Genomic DNA, 15,764 nt, shown 5'->3' with positions numbered 1-15,764 from the left:
TGCGTCAGAGGAGGGCCCGCAGGAAGAGCTCCGTCCCGAGCAGCAGCAGACAGACGAGAAACCAGCGCCGGAACGTTTGTGGGCTCACCCGCTTGCGGATGGCCTGCCCGAGCCACATGCCAAGGAGCGCGGGGGCGATGGCGAGGGACGACAGAGCCAATCCATCGAGGGGAAAGGCGCTCCGCCACGTGAGCCCTGCGGCGAGAGCGATGGTCGAGATGGTGAAGGACAGGCCAAGGGCCTGGATCAGGTCATCCTTGCCCAATCCGAGCGCCTGGAGGTAAGGCACGGCCGGAATGACGAAGACGCCGGTTCCACCGGTAACGATGCCCGTCGTCAGGCCGATGACCGGTGAGAGCCATGGCTCCATCCGACGCGGCACGGATAGCTGCCGGGCAAACAGCGTGTAGCCCGCATAGATGATCAGCGCCGCGCCGAGGGCCAAGGTGGTCCAACGCGTGCTGCCGCTTGCCAGAACGGACGAGCCGGCCATCGTGCCAAGGACGATGCCCGCCATCATGGTCCACAGCCGTCGGATGAGTGCGGAGAAGCCAGGACCGGAGAGGAGCTGCCAGACATTGGTCACGAAGGACGGCACGATCAGCAGAGCCGCCGCTGCGGCAGGCGCCATGAAGGCACCCAGTACCCCCATGGCGATGGTCGGCAATCCCATGCCCGTCACGCCCTTGACGATCCCGGCAAGGAGAAAGGTCGCGGCGATGGCGAGGAGGGCCCACGGGGACAGATCGAACATGCGGCATTTGCCCATGGCCCGGAGGCAGGCACAATGCGGATGTTATAGAGTCAGCCTTCGGCCCAGCCGAAGGATCATCGCCCGTCGAATGACCAGCGACACGGGTTCGACCAAGGATTTTCCCGCAGCCCATTCACGGGACGACTTCGCCCCGCTACAAGTCTGTTCCCGCCGCAACTTGGATTATCCCATGGCCGCCAGCGTTACAGACCGTTTCCTCCGCTACGTCGTCATCGACACCCAATCGGACGCCAAGTCCCAGAGCCAGCCCTCCACCGAGAAGCAGAAGAACCTCGGCCGCGTGCTCGTCGAGGAACTGCTCGAGATCGGGATTTCCGACGCGCATCTCGACGAGCACGGCTACGTCTATGCGACCATTCCGTCGAACACACAGAAGAACAACGTACCCGTCATCTGCATCACGGCCCATATGGACACGGCGCCGGATTTCTCCGGCACGAACGTGAAGCCGCAGGTGGTCAGGAGCTATCAGGGGGGCGACATCCGCCTGCCGGGCGATTCCAACCAGGTCATACGTGTCGCCGACCATCCCGTCCTGAAGGATCTGATCGGCCACGACATCATCACCTCCGACGGTACGACGCTGCTCGGCGCCGACGACAAGGCCGGCATCGCCGAGATCATGGCGGCGGCCGAGTTCCTGATCAACAACCCTGACGTCAAGCATGGCACGATCCGCATCCTGTTCACCACGGACGAGGAGATCGGCCGCGGTGTCGACAAGGTGGACCTGAAGAAGCTCGGCGCCGATTTCGGCTACACCATGGACGGCGAGACCGCGGGCACCATCGAGGACGAGACCTTCTCGGCTGATGCCGTGGACATTGCCATCAAGGGCGTGGCGATCCATCCGGGCTTTGCCTACGGCAAGATGGAGAACGCCATCCGGATCGCCGGCGACATCGTCGCGCGCCTGCCGAAGGACATGGCGCCCGAGACCACGAAGGGCCGCGACGGCTTCATCCACCCGACGGGCATCTCCGGCGTGATGGAGAAGGCCCACCTGAGCTTCATCATCCGCGACTTCACGGAGGAGGGGCTCAAGACCAAGGAGGCGCTGCTGGAGGACATCACCAAGGAGGTGATGAAGGCCTACCCGGGCTCCAGTTATACCTTCACGGTCAAGGAACAATACCGCAACATGAAGGTCGTCCTCGATAAGAACCCGGAGATCGTCGAGAATGCCGTCGAGGCAATCCGACGGGCCGGCATGGATCCGGTGCGAGGCAGCATTCGGGGCGGAACGGACGGCTCGCGCCTCTCCTTCATGGGCTTGCCCTGTCCCAATATCTTCGCCGGTGGCCATGCCTTCCATTCTCCGCTGGAATTCGTCAGCAGCCAGGACATGGAAAAGGCCGTGAAGACCATCGTCGAGCTCGCCAAAGTCTGGGAGGAGCGCGCGTAGCGCGACGTGCGGGTCCAAAAGACTGCGGCGATCGAGCCGCCCTTCGAGATTCTGTCGGTGGAGAGACAACAGTTGCTCTCATGCTCATGGGAGCAACTGTTGGCAAAGCATGCAGAGGGAGGGGCGATTTTCAATCCAACCTTGAGATCAGCCCCTGCGATCGCCCCTTCAAAAGCTTGACACCAACAAACTTGAGCGTTTAGGCCTGTAACTCAATTTCCTTTTCATGCGACGCGCTGAGCATAGACGATAGTCGGAATCCAGGGTAGGTGTCGGAAACTTGACGACGCATCGTAATGTCGATCAGGAAGCCAGAAGATTCGGAGCGGATTTCTGACGCCGTTGGCCTCCGTGTCGCTCGATCCACAAGACGTGCCGGTCAACGATGCTATTTAATTCCTTTGCGTTTCTTCTCGTATTCCTGCCGGCCTCCTTGGTGATGCACTGGCTCGTCGAGCGCTTCCGGCCGCAATGGCGATTGCCGTTGCTGCTCATCCTGTCGTTCGTCTTCTACGGCTATTGGGATTGGCGCTTCGCCCCGCTGCTGGCGGCCTCGATCCTGGTGAACTGGTTCGTGGCACAAACCTTCCTGAAAGCGCGGCAGGGAATCCTGATTACCCTGGCGTTGATTGCGAACCTCCTCGTTCTCGGCATCTTCAAGTATTTCAATTTCTTCGCCGATCTTACGAGCCTTCTTTCCGCCGTCGTTATTCCGAAATGGGACATCGCGCTGCCGCTGGGCATCTCGTTCTTCACGTTCCATCATGTCATGTACCTCGTCGACCTGAAGGCCGGACGGGCGCCGCGTTTCGGCCTCGTGCGCTATGCCCTTTACATCGCCTTCTTTCCCCAGGTGCTTGCCGGTCCGCTCGTTCGTTGGAGCGAGATCATGCACCAGTTCGACGAGCGACCCTACAAGCGTTCCGACGCGGCGGAGCGCTTCGGCCGCGGGTTCATGCTGCTTATTCTCGGCCTTGCGAAGAAGGTCTTCGTCAGCGATCCCCTGGCCGAAAACGTCAATCCCATTTTCGCCCAGGCGGCCGCCGGCGCTACGATCCCCACTCTCGACGCATGGCAGGCGACGCTCGGCTTCACGTTCCAGATCTATTTCGACTTCTCCGGCTACACGGACATGGCACTGGGCATGGCTCTCACGCTCGGGATCGTCCTGCCGCAGAATTTCGACAAGCCCTATATCTCAACGTCCCTCCAGGACTTCTGGCGCCGCTGGCACATGACCCTGTCGCGCTTCCTGCGCGACTATCTTTACATTCCTCTCGGAGGCAGTCGGAACGGCCTCGGAGTTCAGATCGGCGCTCTCTTCGCCACCATGGCCCTCGGAGGTCTCTGGCATGGTGCCGGGCTCACCTTCATCGCCTGGGGAGTCGCGCATGGTCTCGGGCTCGGCGCGGGCGTGCTCTGGCGACGGGCCGGACTGCGCATGCCGGGCATACTAGGCTGGGCGCTGACGATGCTGTTCGTCATGTTCACATGGGTCCTGTTCCGTGCGCCGAGTTTCGATGCCGCATTGCGGATTTATGAAGGGATGCTCGGGTTCACGACGATCGGCGAGACCTTCAAGTGGCGTGCCATCGCGCTTGCTGCTGCAGTCGCATGCTTCGGGCCGACGACATGGACGGCCGTCCAGCTCGTTCCGCCCCGGCGCTGGATCGCCGTCGGCTTCGCGGTCGTGCTGATGGCGGTTCTGCTCCAGATCGGGGATTCCGCGAACTATGAATTCATCTATTTCCAGTTCTGACGGACAGCGCATCCGATGACGGCAGATAATCAGAACCCGGCCTGGAAACAGTTCGTCCTATGGGCGGTCTCCTCGTCCGTTGCCCTCTTTCTCGCATTCGTGGTCGGGATGTACCTGATCGACCCATACGATACGGGACGTTCGCCGTTCTTCCGCGAGCCGAACCTGCGTGGGCAGAAGGAGGTCAATGCGACAGCGAGCGTGGGGCGTAACCGGAAATTCGAAGCGGCCGTGATCGGCAATTCGACCATCGCTCTCATCATGCCGTCCCGGCTGACGGCGCAGACCGGAATCCCATTCGTGCAACTGGCCGTGCCGGGTACGCAGATCCCCGAGCAGCTCGCGATTATCGACTGGTTCATGAAGCACCATGAGGGCACGGCGAAAGCGCTGGTCATGGGAATCAGCCGGGACACCTGGTGCGCCTCCGATCCGACGCAACTCGGCAACAGCGCCTTTCCGCTCTGGCGCTTCAGCGCCTCGAAGGTCGAGTATCTGACCGGGCTGATCAGCATGGGAAGTATCGGGCAGGCCGCTCGGCGTTTGGGAATCCTCCGGAGTTCCAAACCCGATTCCGCCCCGGATGGCTATTGGGATTACGATCCTCTCTATGCGAAGCTTCTTGCCGATGCGCCCCGCCGACGCGAGCTCCTGTTCAAGCGTCGGAACGATCAGGAGGTGCTGGGAGAGCCGTCATTCCCCGGGGTTCAGGTTCTAAGGGAAAAGCTTGCGGCTCTTCCGGCCGATCTCTCGGTCGTTCTGGCGGTTCCGCCCGTCTTCACGGCAAAGCAACCGCGCCCCAATACACCCCGATACCGCTCCGAGCAGGCCTGCAGACAGCGTCTCATCGCTCTGGCATCGGAGCGGCCGAATACGGCCCTGGTCGATTGGTGGGATGACCGGCCGGAGCTGAAGAAGATCGATGCGTTCATCGATCAGATCCATTATCGCCACTCTGTCGCCCGGGCCATGGAGCAGGACATCGCGGCGGCATTGCTCGACATCCGGAAGCGTGCGGGACTTTAACACATCCCTAACCATAAATGAGAGAAACGGCACTTGCTGCATGCGGTGACGGGGATCCTGCGTTAGGTTAGGGGCGTTCCCAGGACAAGCCGTTCATTTCGCACGATATCGCGCGGGCACGATCCATTATGTTGCGTTTCCTCCTTCTCCTCACCCTCGTCACCATCTTCGTTCACTTGTATGGCCCGGTTCTCTTCAGCCGGGCTCCGCTCCTGAACAAGCTGAAACGCATCCCCATCCAGACGGCGGTCTTTGCGATTCTTGCGCTTGCGACCATCAATGGATTTCGCGGTGAGCCGCAGGAAAGCGAGCCGCAAGCCTCCGCAACGAACCAGGTTCCAGAGGTGGAAACCACCGCTGCCATCGCGCCGCCCGTCGTGATCGAACCCCTGCAGCCTAAGGAGGCGGCCGTGGCCTGCGTCGAGCAGGCCCTGAGCGAAGCGCGCGCCACGGAGGATCTCGTAGGCCAAAGCTGGTTGTCGTCCGTCGAAGGCTATCTCGAATCGGCCCCTGGGGAGGTGACGGTCCAGTTCGCAGTCGGGCCGCGGGTCGGTCCGGCGAAGGGCCCGCAATGTCGCTCCGAGGCGCGCCTCACCTGTGCCGTTGCCGGTCGCGACGTCAAGCCGGTCACGCCCGTTCATATGACGGGAGCGCAGATTGCCTGCGGGGCGCAAGGTAGCCTCTGACGAGCGGATACGAGCGCGTCCCTGCGGGACCGCGCTCGACGATGCGCTCTCCCAAGAGTGGAGCACCTTTCCAAGCAGAACCGGTTCCCGCTTTTGCGTTCGATGCTTTAATGAAGCGCCGACATGATGCGCCGGATCGTCGCCTCAAGCAGCTCGGTCGCGGATTCCGCCTGGGTGTCGCCGGCGAGCATGGCCAGCGAAGCGTCCCCACGGCTTATCATCGCCGTTTCGAGCACGGCATAGTAGGCGAGATCCCGCGTCCGGCCGCTGGTCTGATCCCGCAGGGAACTGATCGCTTCGATGATCCCGAGCGATTGCCCGCTGCCGACGAGATCGCAGGCCTTCCTCAAGACGCTGAGAACGGTTGTTTCCATGAGAGGTGCCCCCTCTATCGCCAGGTTCGACCTGGATCTGGTCCTTTATGATGGCCCCTGGTTCAGAAGAGACCAAGCCTGACGGGAAGAATACCATAACATTCGACTATCGGACGACGCTTATTGTCGCGCCGTGAGGAAAGTGGAGCGCCGCGGGCCCATGGCCCTGGCGCTCCGAGGCCGTGGTCAGCCCTGAAAGTTGAAGATGTGGGCGTCCTGGTTGGTGAAGGCGAGGGCATCGCCGCCATGCCCGAAGAGGCCGAGGCCGCCGACGGCGGTCGTGTCCGCCACTTGGGTGATCGGGCTGGCGTTCACGTTGATGTCGGGGCCGAAGTCCGCGCCCGGGCCGCTCCACGGGAAGTGATAGCTGTCCCCCAACTGGACATTCGAGCTCTCGGCGTGCTGGTTCGTCACGGCCGTGGCGTCGCCGCCGTCGCCGAAGATGCCAGGGCCGCCGATGGCCGTGGTGGTGGCAACCTGGGTGATCGGGCTGGCATTCACGTTGATGTTCATGACATAAATCCTCTGCAGTTCAAATGTTGCGTTCCGTACCGCCTGAGATGCGATCTCCATTGGCGATGATTGGACTTTGAACGATCGTGCGGAGGCGGGCTGTGAAGCGGATCACAGGCGCGGATGATTCAATCTCATTATGCGCTTAGGGCAGGCCGGCATCAGAACTCGTTCAGGCGGGCGTGCCGCAATTTGAACCAGCGGGGGCGCAAGATGTCGAGATTGACGAAGATCGCTCCCGCTGCAGCCATCAGTGCCAAAGCGGCCCAGGTCAGAGCGTAAACGAGGTGATTGTTCGAGAAGGCTATTACGGTCAGTCCCGGGACGGGCAAGCCGCCTTTGCCGGGTGTCCGTTCGGCATCGATGAAGTACGGTGCGACCTTAGCGAGCTCATGGGCGGCGGCGATCGCCGCCACGTCGCGGGAGTACCACCGGTCGGACGCTGGATCGTTCGCACGCAGAAAGCCACCGCCCGGTTCCGACACGCGCAGCAGGCCCGTCACGGTGACAGGTTCCGAGGTACGCGGCTGCCAGACGGCCGGATCGCGCTCTGTCTCGGGAATGAAGCCGCGGTTGACGAATACAGTCGTCCCGTCATCCCGGGCCAAGGGCGCCATGACCCAGTATCCGCCGCCCAGTTCCGTGACCGCCTGCACGCGCGCGGAACGATCTTCGAGCCACCGTCCCGTCACGACCACGTGGCGGTACTCGTCCGCGGCCGCCGACACGTCGGCCCATTGTTCGCGCCCCGGCGCAGGCGTGGGAGCCGCATGAACCCGCGCGTCCACGCGCGCGATCAGGTCGAGCTTGCTGGCACGGCGATGAACCTGCCAAACCGCGAGCGACGCGAGACCGATCACGAGCAGCAGCGCGATCACGTCGAAGGCGACCAGCGCCGCGATGCGCTTGCCCGTCAGGGCTTTTGCACTGCCTCGTGGGGTGGCATCGGCATCATGTTCTGATCGAGGTGGTACATGACCCATATGGAGCCAACCAGCGTGATGACGACGAGAATGAGCGTGAACACCAGGGCCAGGAAGGTCCAGCCGCCCTCGGATTTCGTGTTCATATGCAGGAAGTAGATCATATGGACGACGATCTGCACGGCCGCCAGCGCCATGATGATGATGCCGGTCGTGCGTGTGTCGTCCAGCACATCGCCCATCACGAGCCAGAACGGAATGGCCGTGAGGATGACCGACAGGACGAAGCCGGTCATGTAGCTTCTGAACGTGCCTTGCGAGCCATGCGCATCATGGGGTCCATGCGCCTCGCCGTGGCCTTGCGGCCTCCCGGCGAGCCCGGGCTCGACGATGTCGCTCATCGCATGACTCCCATCAGGTAGACGAAGGTGAACACGCCGATCCAGACCACGTCGAGGAAGTGCCAGAACATGGAGAGGCACATGAGCCGGCGCTGGTTCTCCCGGATCAACCCGCGCAGACGCACCTGGACCATCAGGGTCACGAGCCAGACGATGCCAAACGTGACGTGCAGCCCGTGCGTGCCCACCAGCGTGAAGAACGAGGACAGGAAGGCGCTCCGCTGAGGCGTGGCGCCCTCGCGGATCAGGTGCGCGAATTCATAAAGCTCGATCGCCAGGAACGCCGCGCCGAGCAGGCCCGTGACCGCGAGCCAGATGAGGGTCGTGCGGGCCTTCTCCTTGTCCATCTCCAGCATGGCGAAGCCGTAGGTAATCGAGGACAAGAGAAGGAGGCCTGTGTTGACCGCGACCAGCCGCAGATCGAACAGGTCCGCGCCCGATGGACCCGCCGCGTAATTGCGGCCGAGCACGCCGTAGCAGGCGAACAGGACCGCAAAGATGAGGCTGTCACCCATCAGGTAGATCCAGAAGCCGAACAACGTTCCCCCATCGCCGTGGGCGTGCTCTTCCTGCTCGTAGAAGACCGGCGCCGTTGCGCCGGGCGGTGGAGTCATCTCATGCATCGGCTCAGGCCCTTCCTGCGAGTTGCGCCATGCGTTGGTTTTCAAGCCGCACGACCTCCTCGGCCGGGATGTAGTAGTCCCGGTTGTAGTTGAAGGTGTGGATGATGGCGGCCGCCAGGAGAGCCACGAAGGACAGGGCGGCCAACCACCAGATGTACCAGACCAGGGCGAAGCCAAGCACTGTGCTGAGCCCGGCCAGCACCACGCCCGCGCCGGTGTTCTTCGGCATGTGGATCGGCCTGAAGCCTTCCAAGGGGTGATCGGCGCCGCGCCTCTTCATGTCCCACCATGCATCGAGGTCGTGGACCACGGGCGTGAAGGCGAAATTGTAGGGCGGGGGAGGCGAGGACGTCGCCCATTCGAGCGTGCGGCCTTCCCAAGGATCCCCGGTGAGATCGCGTAGCTGCTCGCGCCGAAGATAGCTGACGAAGAGCTGGATCAGGAGCGCCGCGATGCCGGCCATGATGATGAAGACGCCGATCGCGGCAACCGTCAGGTAGGGCTGCACGGCCGGGTCGTCGAAGTGCTGCGTCCGGCGCGTCACGCCCATCAGGCCGACGAGATAGAGCGGCGCGAACACGGTCCAGAAGCCGACAAGCCAGCACCAGAACGACACCTTGCCCCAGAACGGGTCGAGCTTGAAGCCAAATGCCTTGGGGAACCAGTACTGTAGGCCTGCCAGGACCCCGAACACCACGCCGCCAATGATAACGTTGTGGAAGTGGGCGACCAGGAACAGGGTGTTGTGCAACTGGAAGTCGGCGGGCGGCACGGCAAGCAGCACACCCGTCAGACCGCCGATCACGAAGGTCGGGATGAAGCCCACCACCCAGATGAACGGCGTCTCGAACCGGAGTTTCCCCCGATACATGGTGAACAGCCAGTTGAACACCTTCGCGCCCGTCGGAATCGAAATGATCATGCTCGCAATGGCGAAGAAGGAATTGACGTTGGGCCCCGCTCCCATGGTGAAGAAATGGTGCAGCCAGACGAGCCAGGACACGAGGGCGATCACCATCGTGGCGTAGACCATCGACGTGTAGCCGAACAGCCGCTTGCTGCTGAAGGTCGAGGTGACCTCCGAGAAGATGCCGAAGGCTGGCAGGACGAGAACGTAAACCTCCGGGTGGCCCCAGATCCAGATGAGGTTCATGTACATCATCGGGTTGCCGCCGTAGTCGTTCGTGAAGAAATGCGTCCCCACGTAACGGTCGAGGGCCAGGAGCGTCAGGGTCGCAGTCAGGACCGGAAAGATCGTGACGATCATCGCGTTGCTGGCGAGTGTGGTCCAGCAGAAGACGGGCATCTTCATCATCGTCATGCCCGGAGCACGCATCTTTGCGATGGTTGCGATCAGGTTGACGCCCGACAATGTGGTCCCCACGCCAGCGACCTGAAGGCCCCAGATGTAGTAATCAACCCCCACACCCGGACTGTACGCCGCCTCCGACAGAGGCGCGAAGCCGAGCCAGGTTGCCCGCGAGAACTCGCCGACAAACAGGGACATCATCGTCAGGATGGCGCCGCCTGCCGTCATCCAGAAGCTGAAGTTGTTCAGGAAGGGAAAGGCGACGTCGCGCGCCCCGATCTGCAGCGGCATCACGTAGTTCATGAGGCCGGTCACGAACGGCATGGCCATGAAGAAGATCATGATCATGCCGTGGGCGGAAAAAACCTGGTCGTAATGGTGCGGAGGCAGGTAGCCCTCGTTCACGCCGACCGAAAGTGCCTTCTGGGTGATCATCATGAGCGCATCGGCGAAGCCGCGCAGCAGCATCACGATGGCGAGGATGACGTACATGATGCCGATCTTCTTGTGATCGACGCTCGTGAACCATTCGTGCCACAGATAGCCCCATTTGTCGTACCACGTGATGGCGCCCAGGAGCGCGATCCCGCCCAGGGCGACGACCGCGAAGGTCGCGAGCAGAATCGGCTCATGGTAGGGGATGGCTTCGAGCGACAGTCGTCCGAAGATGAGTTGCTGGAGATCGATGTTCGAAAACATGCGGATCCTCGTTCCAATCAGTGCTGGTGACCGTCGGCAGGTTGATTGTTCAACTGGGCCGGCGCGGGCTCCCGGTTGGCGCCGGGGAGGGCGTTGCCCTGTCCCTGGTCAGGATGAGTCTGGGGGGCGTTGACGCCACCGCGGGTCATGTTCTGGTCCCGTGGCATCATGCCCTGAGGCTGGACGGAACCCTGGGGTGGTCGGCCGGAAGCCGGGAAGGTCGCCGCGGATGGCTCATTGCCGCTTTCCAGGCGGTGGCGGTTATCATAGTCGAGACGCTTGCGATTCTCTTCGCTTCCCTCCGCCGCTCCCCCCATGCTGTCGATGTGGTGCATTTCATGCACGCACATCTGACCCGGTTGGACGCACATGCCCACGACGGCGTCGAAGAGGCCGTTCTCAACAGAGGAGAAATAACGAACCGGCTCCTTTTCGCTCGGCTTTTCGAGGTTGAGATAGGTCTCGCGGTCGAGGGGCGCCCCAGCTGACCTGGCCTTCGCGATCCACTCGTTGAAGCCTTGCTCGCCGAGGCTTTGAAAGCTGAAAGTCATGCGGGAGAAGCCCGTCCCGCTGTACTGCGCGGACAGCCCGGTGAACTCGCCCTCGTGGTTCATGATCGCCTGGAGCGGCGACTCCATGCCGGGCATGGCGTAGATCATGCCCGCTAGAGCGGGCACGTAGAATGTATTGAAGACGGAGGATGACGTGATCCGGAAGGAGATCGGCACGTTCGCGGGCGCGGCTATCTCGTTGACGCTCGCGATGCCGAATTCGGGGTAGATGAACAGCCACTTCCAATCGAGAGCGACGACCTCGACCTTCAGGGGCTTCATGTCGGCGGGGACGGGCTTGCCGGGGGCGATCCGAGCCAGCGGCCGGAAGGGATCGAGCGTGTGCGTGCCGATCCATGTCATGGCGCCCAGCGCGATGATGATGAGCAGGGGCACGGTCCAGATGACCACTTCGAGCTGGGTCGAATGGTGGAACTCGGGATCGTAGGGCGCATCTGTGTTCGATGCGCGGTAGCGCCACGCGAAGATGAAGGTGAGCGCGATCACCGGCAGGACCACGAGCAGCATCAAGGCGACGGACGCGACGATGAGGTTACGCTGCTGGACTGCCACGTCGCCCGACGGAAACATGATGGTCATGTTGCAGCCGGCAAGCAGACCTGCTGTGGCGAGCAGCACCAGACCCTGGAGGGACTTGCGCTTCAGGGAACCACTCGGGCGGAATGCGTTCTGACGGGTTGGTTGCGTCGGCTTCCGCATGGTTCAGACCTGCCGGATTTCGGAGCGGGACAGGCTGAGCGCCAGGAGGGTGGTGACCGCCCCCGACAGCAGATACAGACCGACGCAGGCGAGCCCGTAACGGGCCGTCAGGAACAGGACGATCAGCGGCGCGAAGCCCGCGCCGAGCAGCCAGGCGAGGTCGGTCGTGAGGGCCGCGCCCGTATAGCGGTAGCGCCGTTCAAGTTGCGACGTGATCGCGCCGGACGATTGGCCGTAGGACAGGCCGAGCAGTGCGAAACCCGCATTGACGTAGATCGTCTGGCCGATGGCGTTCTCCTCGACGATCAGGGGCGCGATGGTGCTGCAGATGGCGAAGATTGCGATGAGGCCGGCCGAGACGATGAGCAGCCTGCGGCGGCCGATCTGGTCGGCGATGAGGCCCGAGGCCACCACGGCTCCGGCGCAGATGAAGGCGCCTGAGCATTGGACCATCAGGAACTCGCCTGCGGAGCGCTGGGTGAACAGGGTGATCCAGCTGATGGGAAAAACGGTGACGAGGTGGAACAAGGCGAAGCTTGCCAATGGGATCAGCGCGCCGACGATGAGAACGCGCCCCTGGGTGCGGATCAGGGGAATGACCGGTGAGGGTTCGAGCCGCCGCTGTTCGAGAAGGCGCGAAAACTCCTCCGTCGCCACGAGCCGCAAACGGGCGAACACGGCCACGACGTTGATCGTGAACGCGCAGAAAAACGGATAGCGCCAGCCCCAGTCCAGGAAATCGGCGTCGGACAGATTGAGCATGAAGAATGCGAACAGGACGCTGGCGACCATGAAGCCGAGCGGCGCGCCGAGCTGCGCGACGGCGGTGTAGAAACCCCGTCGCTCGGCGGGTGCGTTGAGCGCGAGGAGAGACGCAAGCCCATCCCAGGCGCCGCCTTGGGCGAGGCCCTGCCCGATGCGCAGGATGGCCAGGAGATAAATCGACCAGGCCCCGATCTGGTCGTAGCGGGGCAGGAAGGACACCGCCATGGTCGAGAAGCCGAGCAGGAAGAGCGCGATGGTGAGCTTGACGCCGCGCCCATGCCGGCTGTCGATGGCCATGAAGATGACCGTGCCGGTTGGCCGGGCAATGAAGGCCAGCGAAAACAGGGCGAAGGAGTAGAGCGTCGCCGTCACGGGCTCCGCGAATGGGAAGAACACCTTGGGAAACACCACCACGGATGCGATGGCGAAGACGAAGAAGTCGAAATATTCTGCCGCCCGTCCGATCACCACGCCGATGGCGATCTCGCTCGGCGCGACACGGTGGTCCGTGGACACCAGACGGGCGTCGCGCTCGAGAGCCGTGGAGGAGGGCTGCGATCCTTGAACCTGATCCATCGTCATCCGGGCGAACGCCTCCAGCGAGAATAGTTCAGCTCAGTCGGTCTATCCGGTTCAGTGCTGCTCGGCCCGTGTTCCGGCTACTCGATCTGAGGTCTTGCTGCCGCAATTCAGGTTAAACTTAGCCAAGTGTTTTAGGGCCGTCGTCCTGTTCAACAACCCGATGACATCGAGTATTTAGCGTGGAATGGACTGTCGGATGGCAAAGTAACGCCGGGCGGCTGCAAGGAGCCTTCCATTGCTCAAGCCACATCTTCAGGCCGTCGGCACGGTCAGCGGCGGCCGGTCAGGATAGGTCTCCGCCACATCAGGCTCACTTGAGACGGGTTTGCCGGGTCGGGCCGCGCTGATCCGGACCGGGACGGATTTCGCAGCCGGCGTGTTGCTCCGCTCATCGCGATGGGAGAGGGGCAGAAGCGCATTGGTTTCCGGGTAATAGGCCGCGCAGCAGCCCTGCGGCACGTCGTAGGCGACGACCTTGAAGCCGCCGACGCGCCGGTCGATCCCGTCGCCGGCGGCGCTTGTGAACTCGATTACCGCTCCCTCCGACAGCCCCAGGCCGGCAATATCCTGCTCGTTCATGAAGACCACCAGCCGCTCGCCCGAAACGCCGCGATAGCGATCGTTGTACGAATAGACGGTCGTGTTGAACTGGTCGTGGCTGCGCAGGGTCATGAGCTGCAGGTGCGGCGCCTCCGGTGTGTCGTCGTCCTGATCGGTCTGGCCGGGTTTGAAGAGGAAGTTGGCCTTGCCGGTCGGCGTATCCCATTTTCGCACGCTCGCCCCATTGGGAAGGCGGAAGCCGCCCGGCGTCTTGATCCGGGCGTTGTAATCCGCGAACTGCTCAGGCAGCACGGCCTCGATCTTGTCACGGATCAGCGAATAGTCCGACACGAGGAGGTCCCAGTCGATTCTTGCCCGGTCGGCTACGGTCGCCTTGGCCAGACCCGCGATGATCCAGGGCTCCGAACGGCAATGCTCGCTCGCTGGGGTCAGCATCCCGGTCGAGCCATGGACCATGGAGAAGCTGTCCTCCACCGTGACCGTCTGCTTGTTCCCATTCTGGATGTCGAGTTCCGTGCGCCCGAGGGCCGGAAGAATATAGGCTTGCTTGCCGTGGATCAGGTGGGACCGGTTGAGCTTGGTGGCGACATGCACCGTCATGCCGATCTCCGGCACCTTCGCGCCGACCCTCTCGATGTCGGGAATGGCGCGGAAGAAGTTGCCGCCCATGGCCAGAAAGGCGTCGACCTCGCCCCGGAGGACCGCCTCGCAGCATTCGGCCGTGTCGTGCCCGCCCTCCCGGGGACTGTGGAAGCCGAAGGCAGCGTCGAGCTTCGCGAGGAATGGCTCCTTGGGTTTCTGGTAGATCCCGACCGTGCGGTCACCCTGCACGTTGGAATGTCCTCGGATCGGGCAGGCTCCAGTGCCCGGACGGCCAATATTGCCGCGGAGAAGCAGCAGATTGACGATCTGCTGCATGGCGTCTCCGCCGCGCCGGTGCTGAGTGATGCCTATTCCCCAACAGGCGATCACGCGCTCGGCTTTCATGTAGATGTCTGCCGCCTGCTCGATCTGCTGCCGGGTCAGAGCCGTGTAGCGCTCGATCTGTTCCCAGCTCAGGCCTCGGACGTAATCCGCGAAGGCCTTGAAGCCGTGGGTGTGCTCGGCGATGAAGCCGACATCGAGGATGCGCGGCCCGCCGGTGGCCCTGGCCGCATCGTCGGCCGCGATCACCGCCTTGCACATGCCCTGCATGGCCATGATGTCGCCGCCTGTGCGGAGCTGGAAGTAGCTTGAGCTGATCGTCTGCCCTGTTCCCGTCAACATCTCGATCGGGCTTTGCGGATCGGTGAACTTGACGAGCGCGCGTTCTTTCAGCGGGTTGAACGTGACGATCGGGATCCCGCGCTTGGCCATGTCGTGCAGGTAGCCCATCATGCGCGGGCTGTTGGTTCCCGGATTCTGGCCAAGGATGAAGACAGCGTCGCATTCCTCCCAATCGCCCAGGGTCACGGTTCCCTTGCCGACACCGATGCTCTCGGGCAGAGCCACCGTGGTCGTCTCGTGGCACATGTTCGAACAATCGGGAAAGTTGTTGGTCCCGATCAGGCGCCCATAGAGCTGCCAGAGAAAGGCGGCCTCGTTGGACGTGCGGCCGGACGTATAGAGCTCCACGCGTTTCGGGTCGAGCTGACGCACGAACCCGCCGATCTCCCGGAAAGCAGTTTCCCAGTCGACCGGCTCGTACTTGTCGGTCTGCGGGTCGTAGCGCATCGGATGCGTGAGACGGCCTTTGTCCTCGAGGGCGAAATCGCTCCAGTTCTTGAGCTCTTCGACCGTATGCCGCGAGAAGAATTCCGGGGTCGTGCGCTTCTTCGTCGCCTCCCAGGCCACAGCCTTGGCGCCGTTCTCGCAATATTCGGCGATGTGGGGCTTCTTCGGGTCGGGCCAGGCGCAACTGGGGCAGTCGAAGCCGTCCGGCTTGTTCATGGAGAGAAGGGTTCGGTTGCCCTTCAGCAGCACCTTTTGTCTGCCGAGATGCCTTTCGACCGCATTCAGGGCGCCCCAACCGCCGGCGGGAGGCTGCTTGGGGACAGACTTGCGACCTTCGCCCATGACGGCCTCTCAGCAGTTGACGATCCAGCCCAACTAT

14 protein-coding genes are annotated in these 15,764 nt (G+C 62.7%); 4 read left to right on the top strand and 10 right to left on the bottom strand.

All coding sequences use genetic code 11. The annotated features are described in order from the left end of the window. Nucleotides 1-4 precede the first annotated feature (4 nt). Nucleotides 5-754 (bottom strand): sulfite exporter TauE/SafE family protein, encoded by a 750-nt coding sequence (locus tag U0023_RS02535; protein ID WP_040639092.1) that lies wholly within the window; start codon nt 752-754, stop codon nt 5-7. Between the two features lie 190 nt (nt 755-944). Here U0023_RS02535 and pepT point away from each other — a divergent pair, with 190 nt between their 5' ends. From pepT to U0023_RS02515, 4 genes are all read left to right on the top strand, one after another. Then, a complete protein-coding gene (gene pepT / locus U0023_RS02530) occupies nt 945-2,180 on the top strand; it encodes a peptidase T (RefSeq protein ID WP_040639093.1) in 1,236 nt (411 codons plus the stop codon). Between the two features lie 385 nt (nt 2,181-2,565). Beyond that, complete coding sequence (locus tag U0023_RS02525) at nt 2,566-3,939, top strand: MBOAT family O-acyltransferase (protein ID WP_009763922.1); 1,374 nt, start codon at nt 2,566-2,568, stop codon at nt 3,937-3,939. 15 nt (nt 3,940-3,954) lie between these two features. Then, nucleotides 3,955-4,965 carry a hypothetical protein gene (locus U0023_RS02520; protein WP_009763923.1) on the top strand — a complete coding sequence of 337 codons (1,011 nt, stop codon included), beginning with the start codon at nt 3,955-3,957 and terminating at the stop codon, nt 4,963-4,965. A gap of 128 nt (nt 4,966-5,093) precedes the next feature. Beyond that, nucleotides 5,094-5,651, top strand: coding sequence for a hypothetical protein (locus tag U0023_RS02515; protein ID WP_009763924.1), 558 nt, complete (start codon nt 5,094-5,096; stop codon nt 5,649-5,651). A 107-nt stretch (nt 5,652-5,758) separates the two neighbouring features. Here U0023_RS02515 and U0023_RS02510 read toward each other — a convergent pair whose 3' ends face one another. The 9 genes from U0023_RS02510 to U0023_RS02470 form a co-directional block, all read right to left on the bottom strand. Continuing rightward, nucleotides 5,759-6,025 (bottom strand): hypothetical protein, encoded by a 267-nt coding sequence (locus U0023_RS02510; RefSeq protein WP_009763925.1) that lies wholly within the window; start codon nt 6,023-6,025, stop codon nt 5,759-5,761. Between the two features lie 186 nt (nt 6,026-6,211). Further along, complete coding sequence (locus U0023_RS02505; RefSeq protein WP_009763926.1) at nt 6,212-6,538, bottom strand: hypothetical protein; 327 nt, start codon at nt 6,536-6,538, stop codon at nt 6,212-6,214. Between the two features lie 161 nt (nt 6,539-6,699). Further along, on the bottom strand, nt 6,700-7,521 hold the full coding sequence (locus tag U0023_RS02500) for an SURF1 family protein (RefSeq protein WP_195904216.1): 822 nt from the start codon (nt 7,519-7,521) through the stop codon (nt 6,700-6,702). After that, a complete protein-coding gene (cyoD, locus tag U0023_RS02495; protein ID WP_009763928.1) occupies nt 7,452-7,862 on the bottom strand; it encodes a cytochrome o ubiquinol oxidase subunit IV in 411 nt (136 codons plus the stop codon). The genes U0023_RS02500 and cyoD overlap by 70 nt, the downstream gene beginning before the upstream one ends. After that, complete coding sequence (cyoC, locus tag U0023_RS02490; protein WP_009763929.1) at nt 7,859-8,485, bottom strand: cytochrome o ubiquinol oxidase subunit III; 627 nt, start codon at nt 8,483-8,485, stop codon at nt 7,859-7,861. The genes cyoD and cyoC overlap by 4 nt, the downstream gene beginning before the upstream one ends. 4 nt (nt 8,486-8,489) lie before the next feature. Then, on the bottom strand, nt 8,490-10,493 hold the full coding sequence (gene cyoB / locus U0023_RS02485; RefSeq protein WP_009763930.1) for a cytochrome o ubiquinol oxidase subunit I: 2,004 nt from the start codon (nt 10,491-10,493) through the stop codon (nt 8,490-8,492). Between the two features lie 17 nt (nt 10,494-10,510). Then, nucleotides 10,511-11,764 (bottom strand): ubiquinol oxidase subunit II, encoded by a 1,254-nt coding sequence (cyoA, locus tag U0023_RS02480; RefSeq protein WP_009763931.1) that lies wholly within the window; start codon nt 11,762-11,764, stop codon nt 10,511-10,513. Between the two features lie 3 nt (nt 11,765-11,767). Then, a complete protein-coding gene (locus tag U0023_RS02475) occupies nt 11,768-13,111 on the bottom strand; it encodes an MFS transporter (RefSeq protein WP_009763932.1) in 1,344 nt (447 codons plus the stop codon). 252 nt (nt 13,112-13,363) lie between these two features. After that, nucleotides 13,364-15,727 (bottom strand): FdhF/YdeP family oxidoreductase, encoded by a 2,364-nt coding sequence (locus U0023_RS02470; RefSeq protein WP_009763933.1) that lies wholly within the window; start codon nt 15,725-15,727, stop codon nt 13,364-13,366. Between the last annotated feature and the right edge of the window lie 37 nt (nt 15,728-15,764).

This window comes from Microvirga lotononidis (assembly GCF_034627025.1).
Taxonomy (GTDB): domain Bacteria; phylum Pseudomonadota; class Alphaproteobacteria; order Rhizobiales; family Beijerinckiaceae; genus Microvirga; species Microvirga lotononidis.
This window is presented reverse-complemented; position numbering and strand designations above follow the sequence as displayed.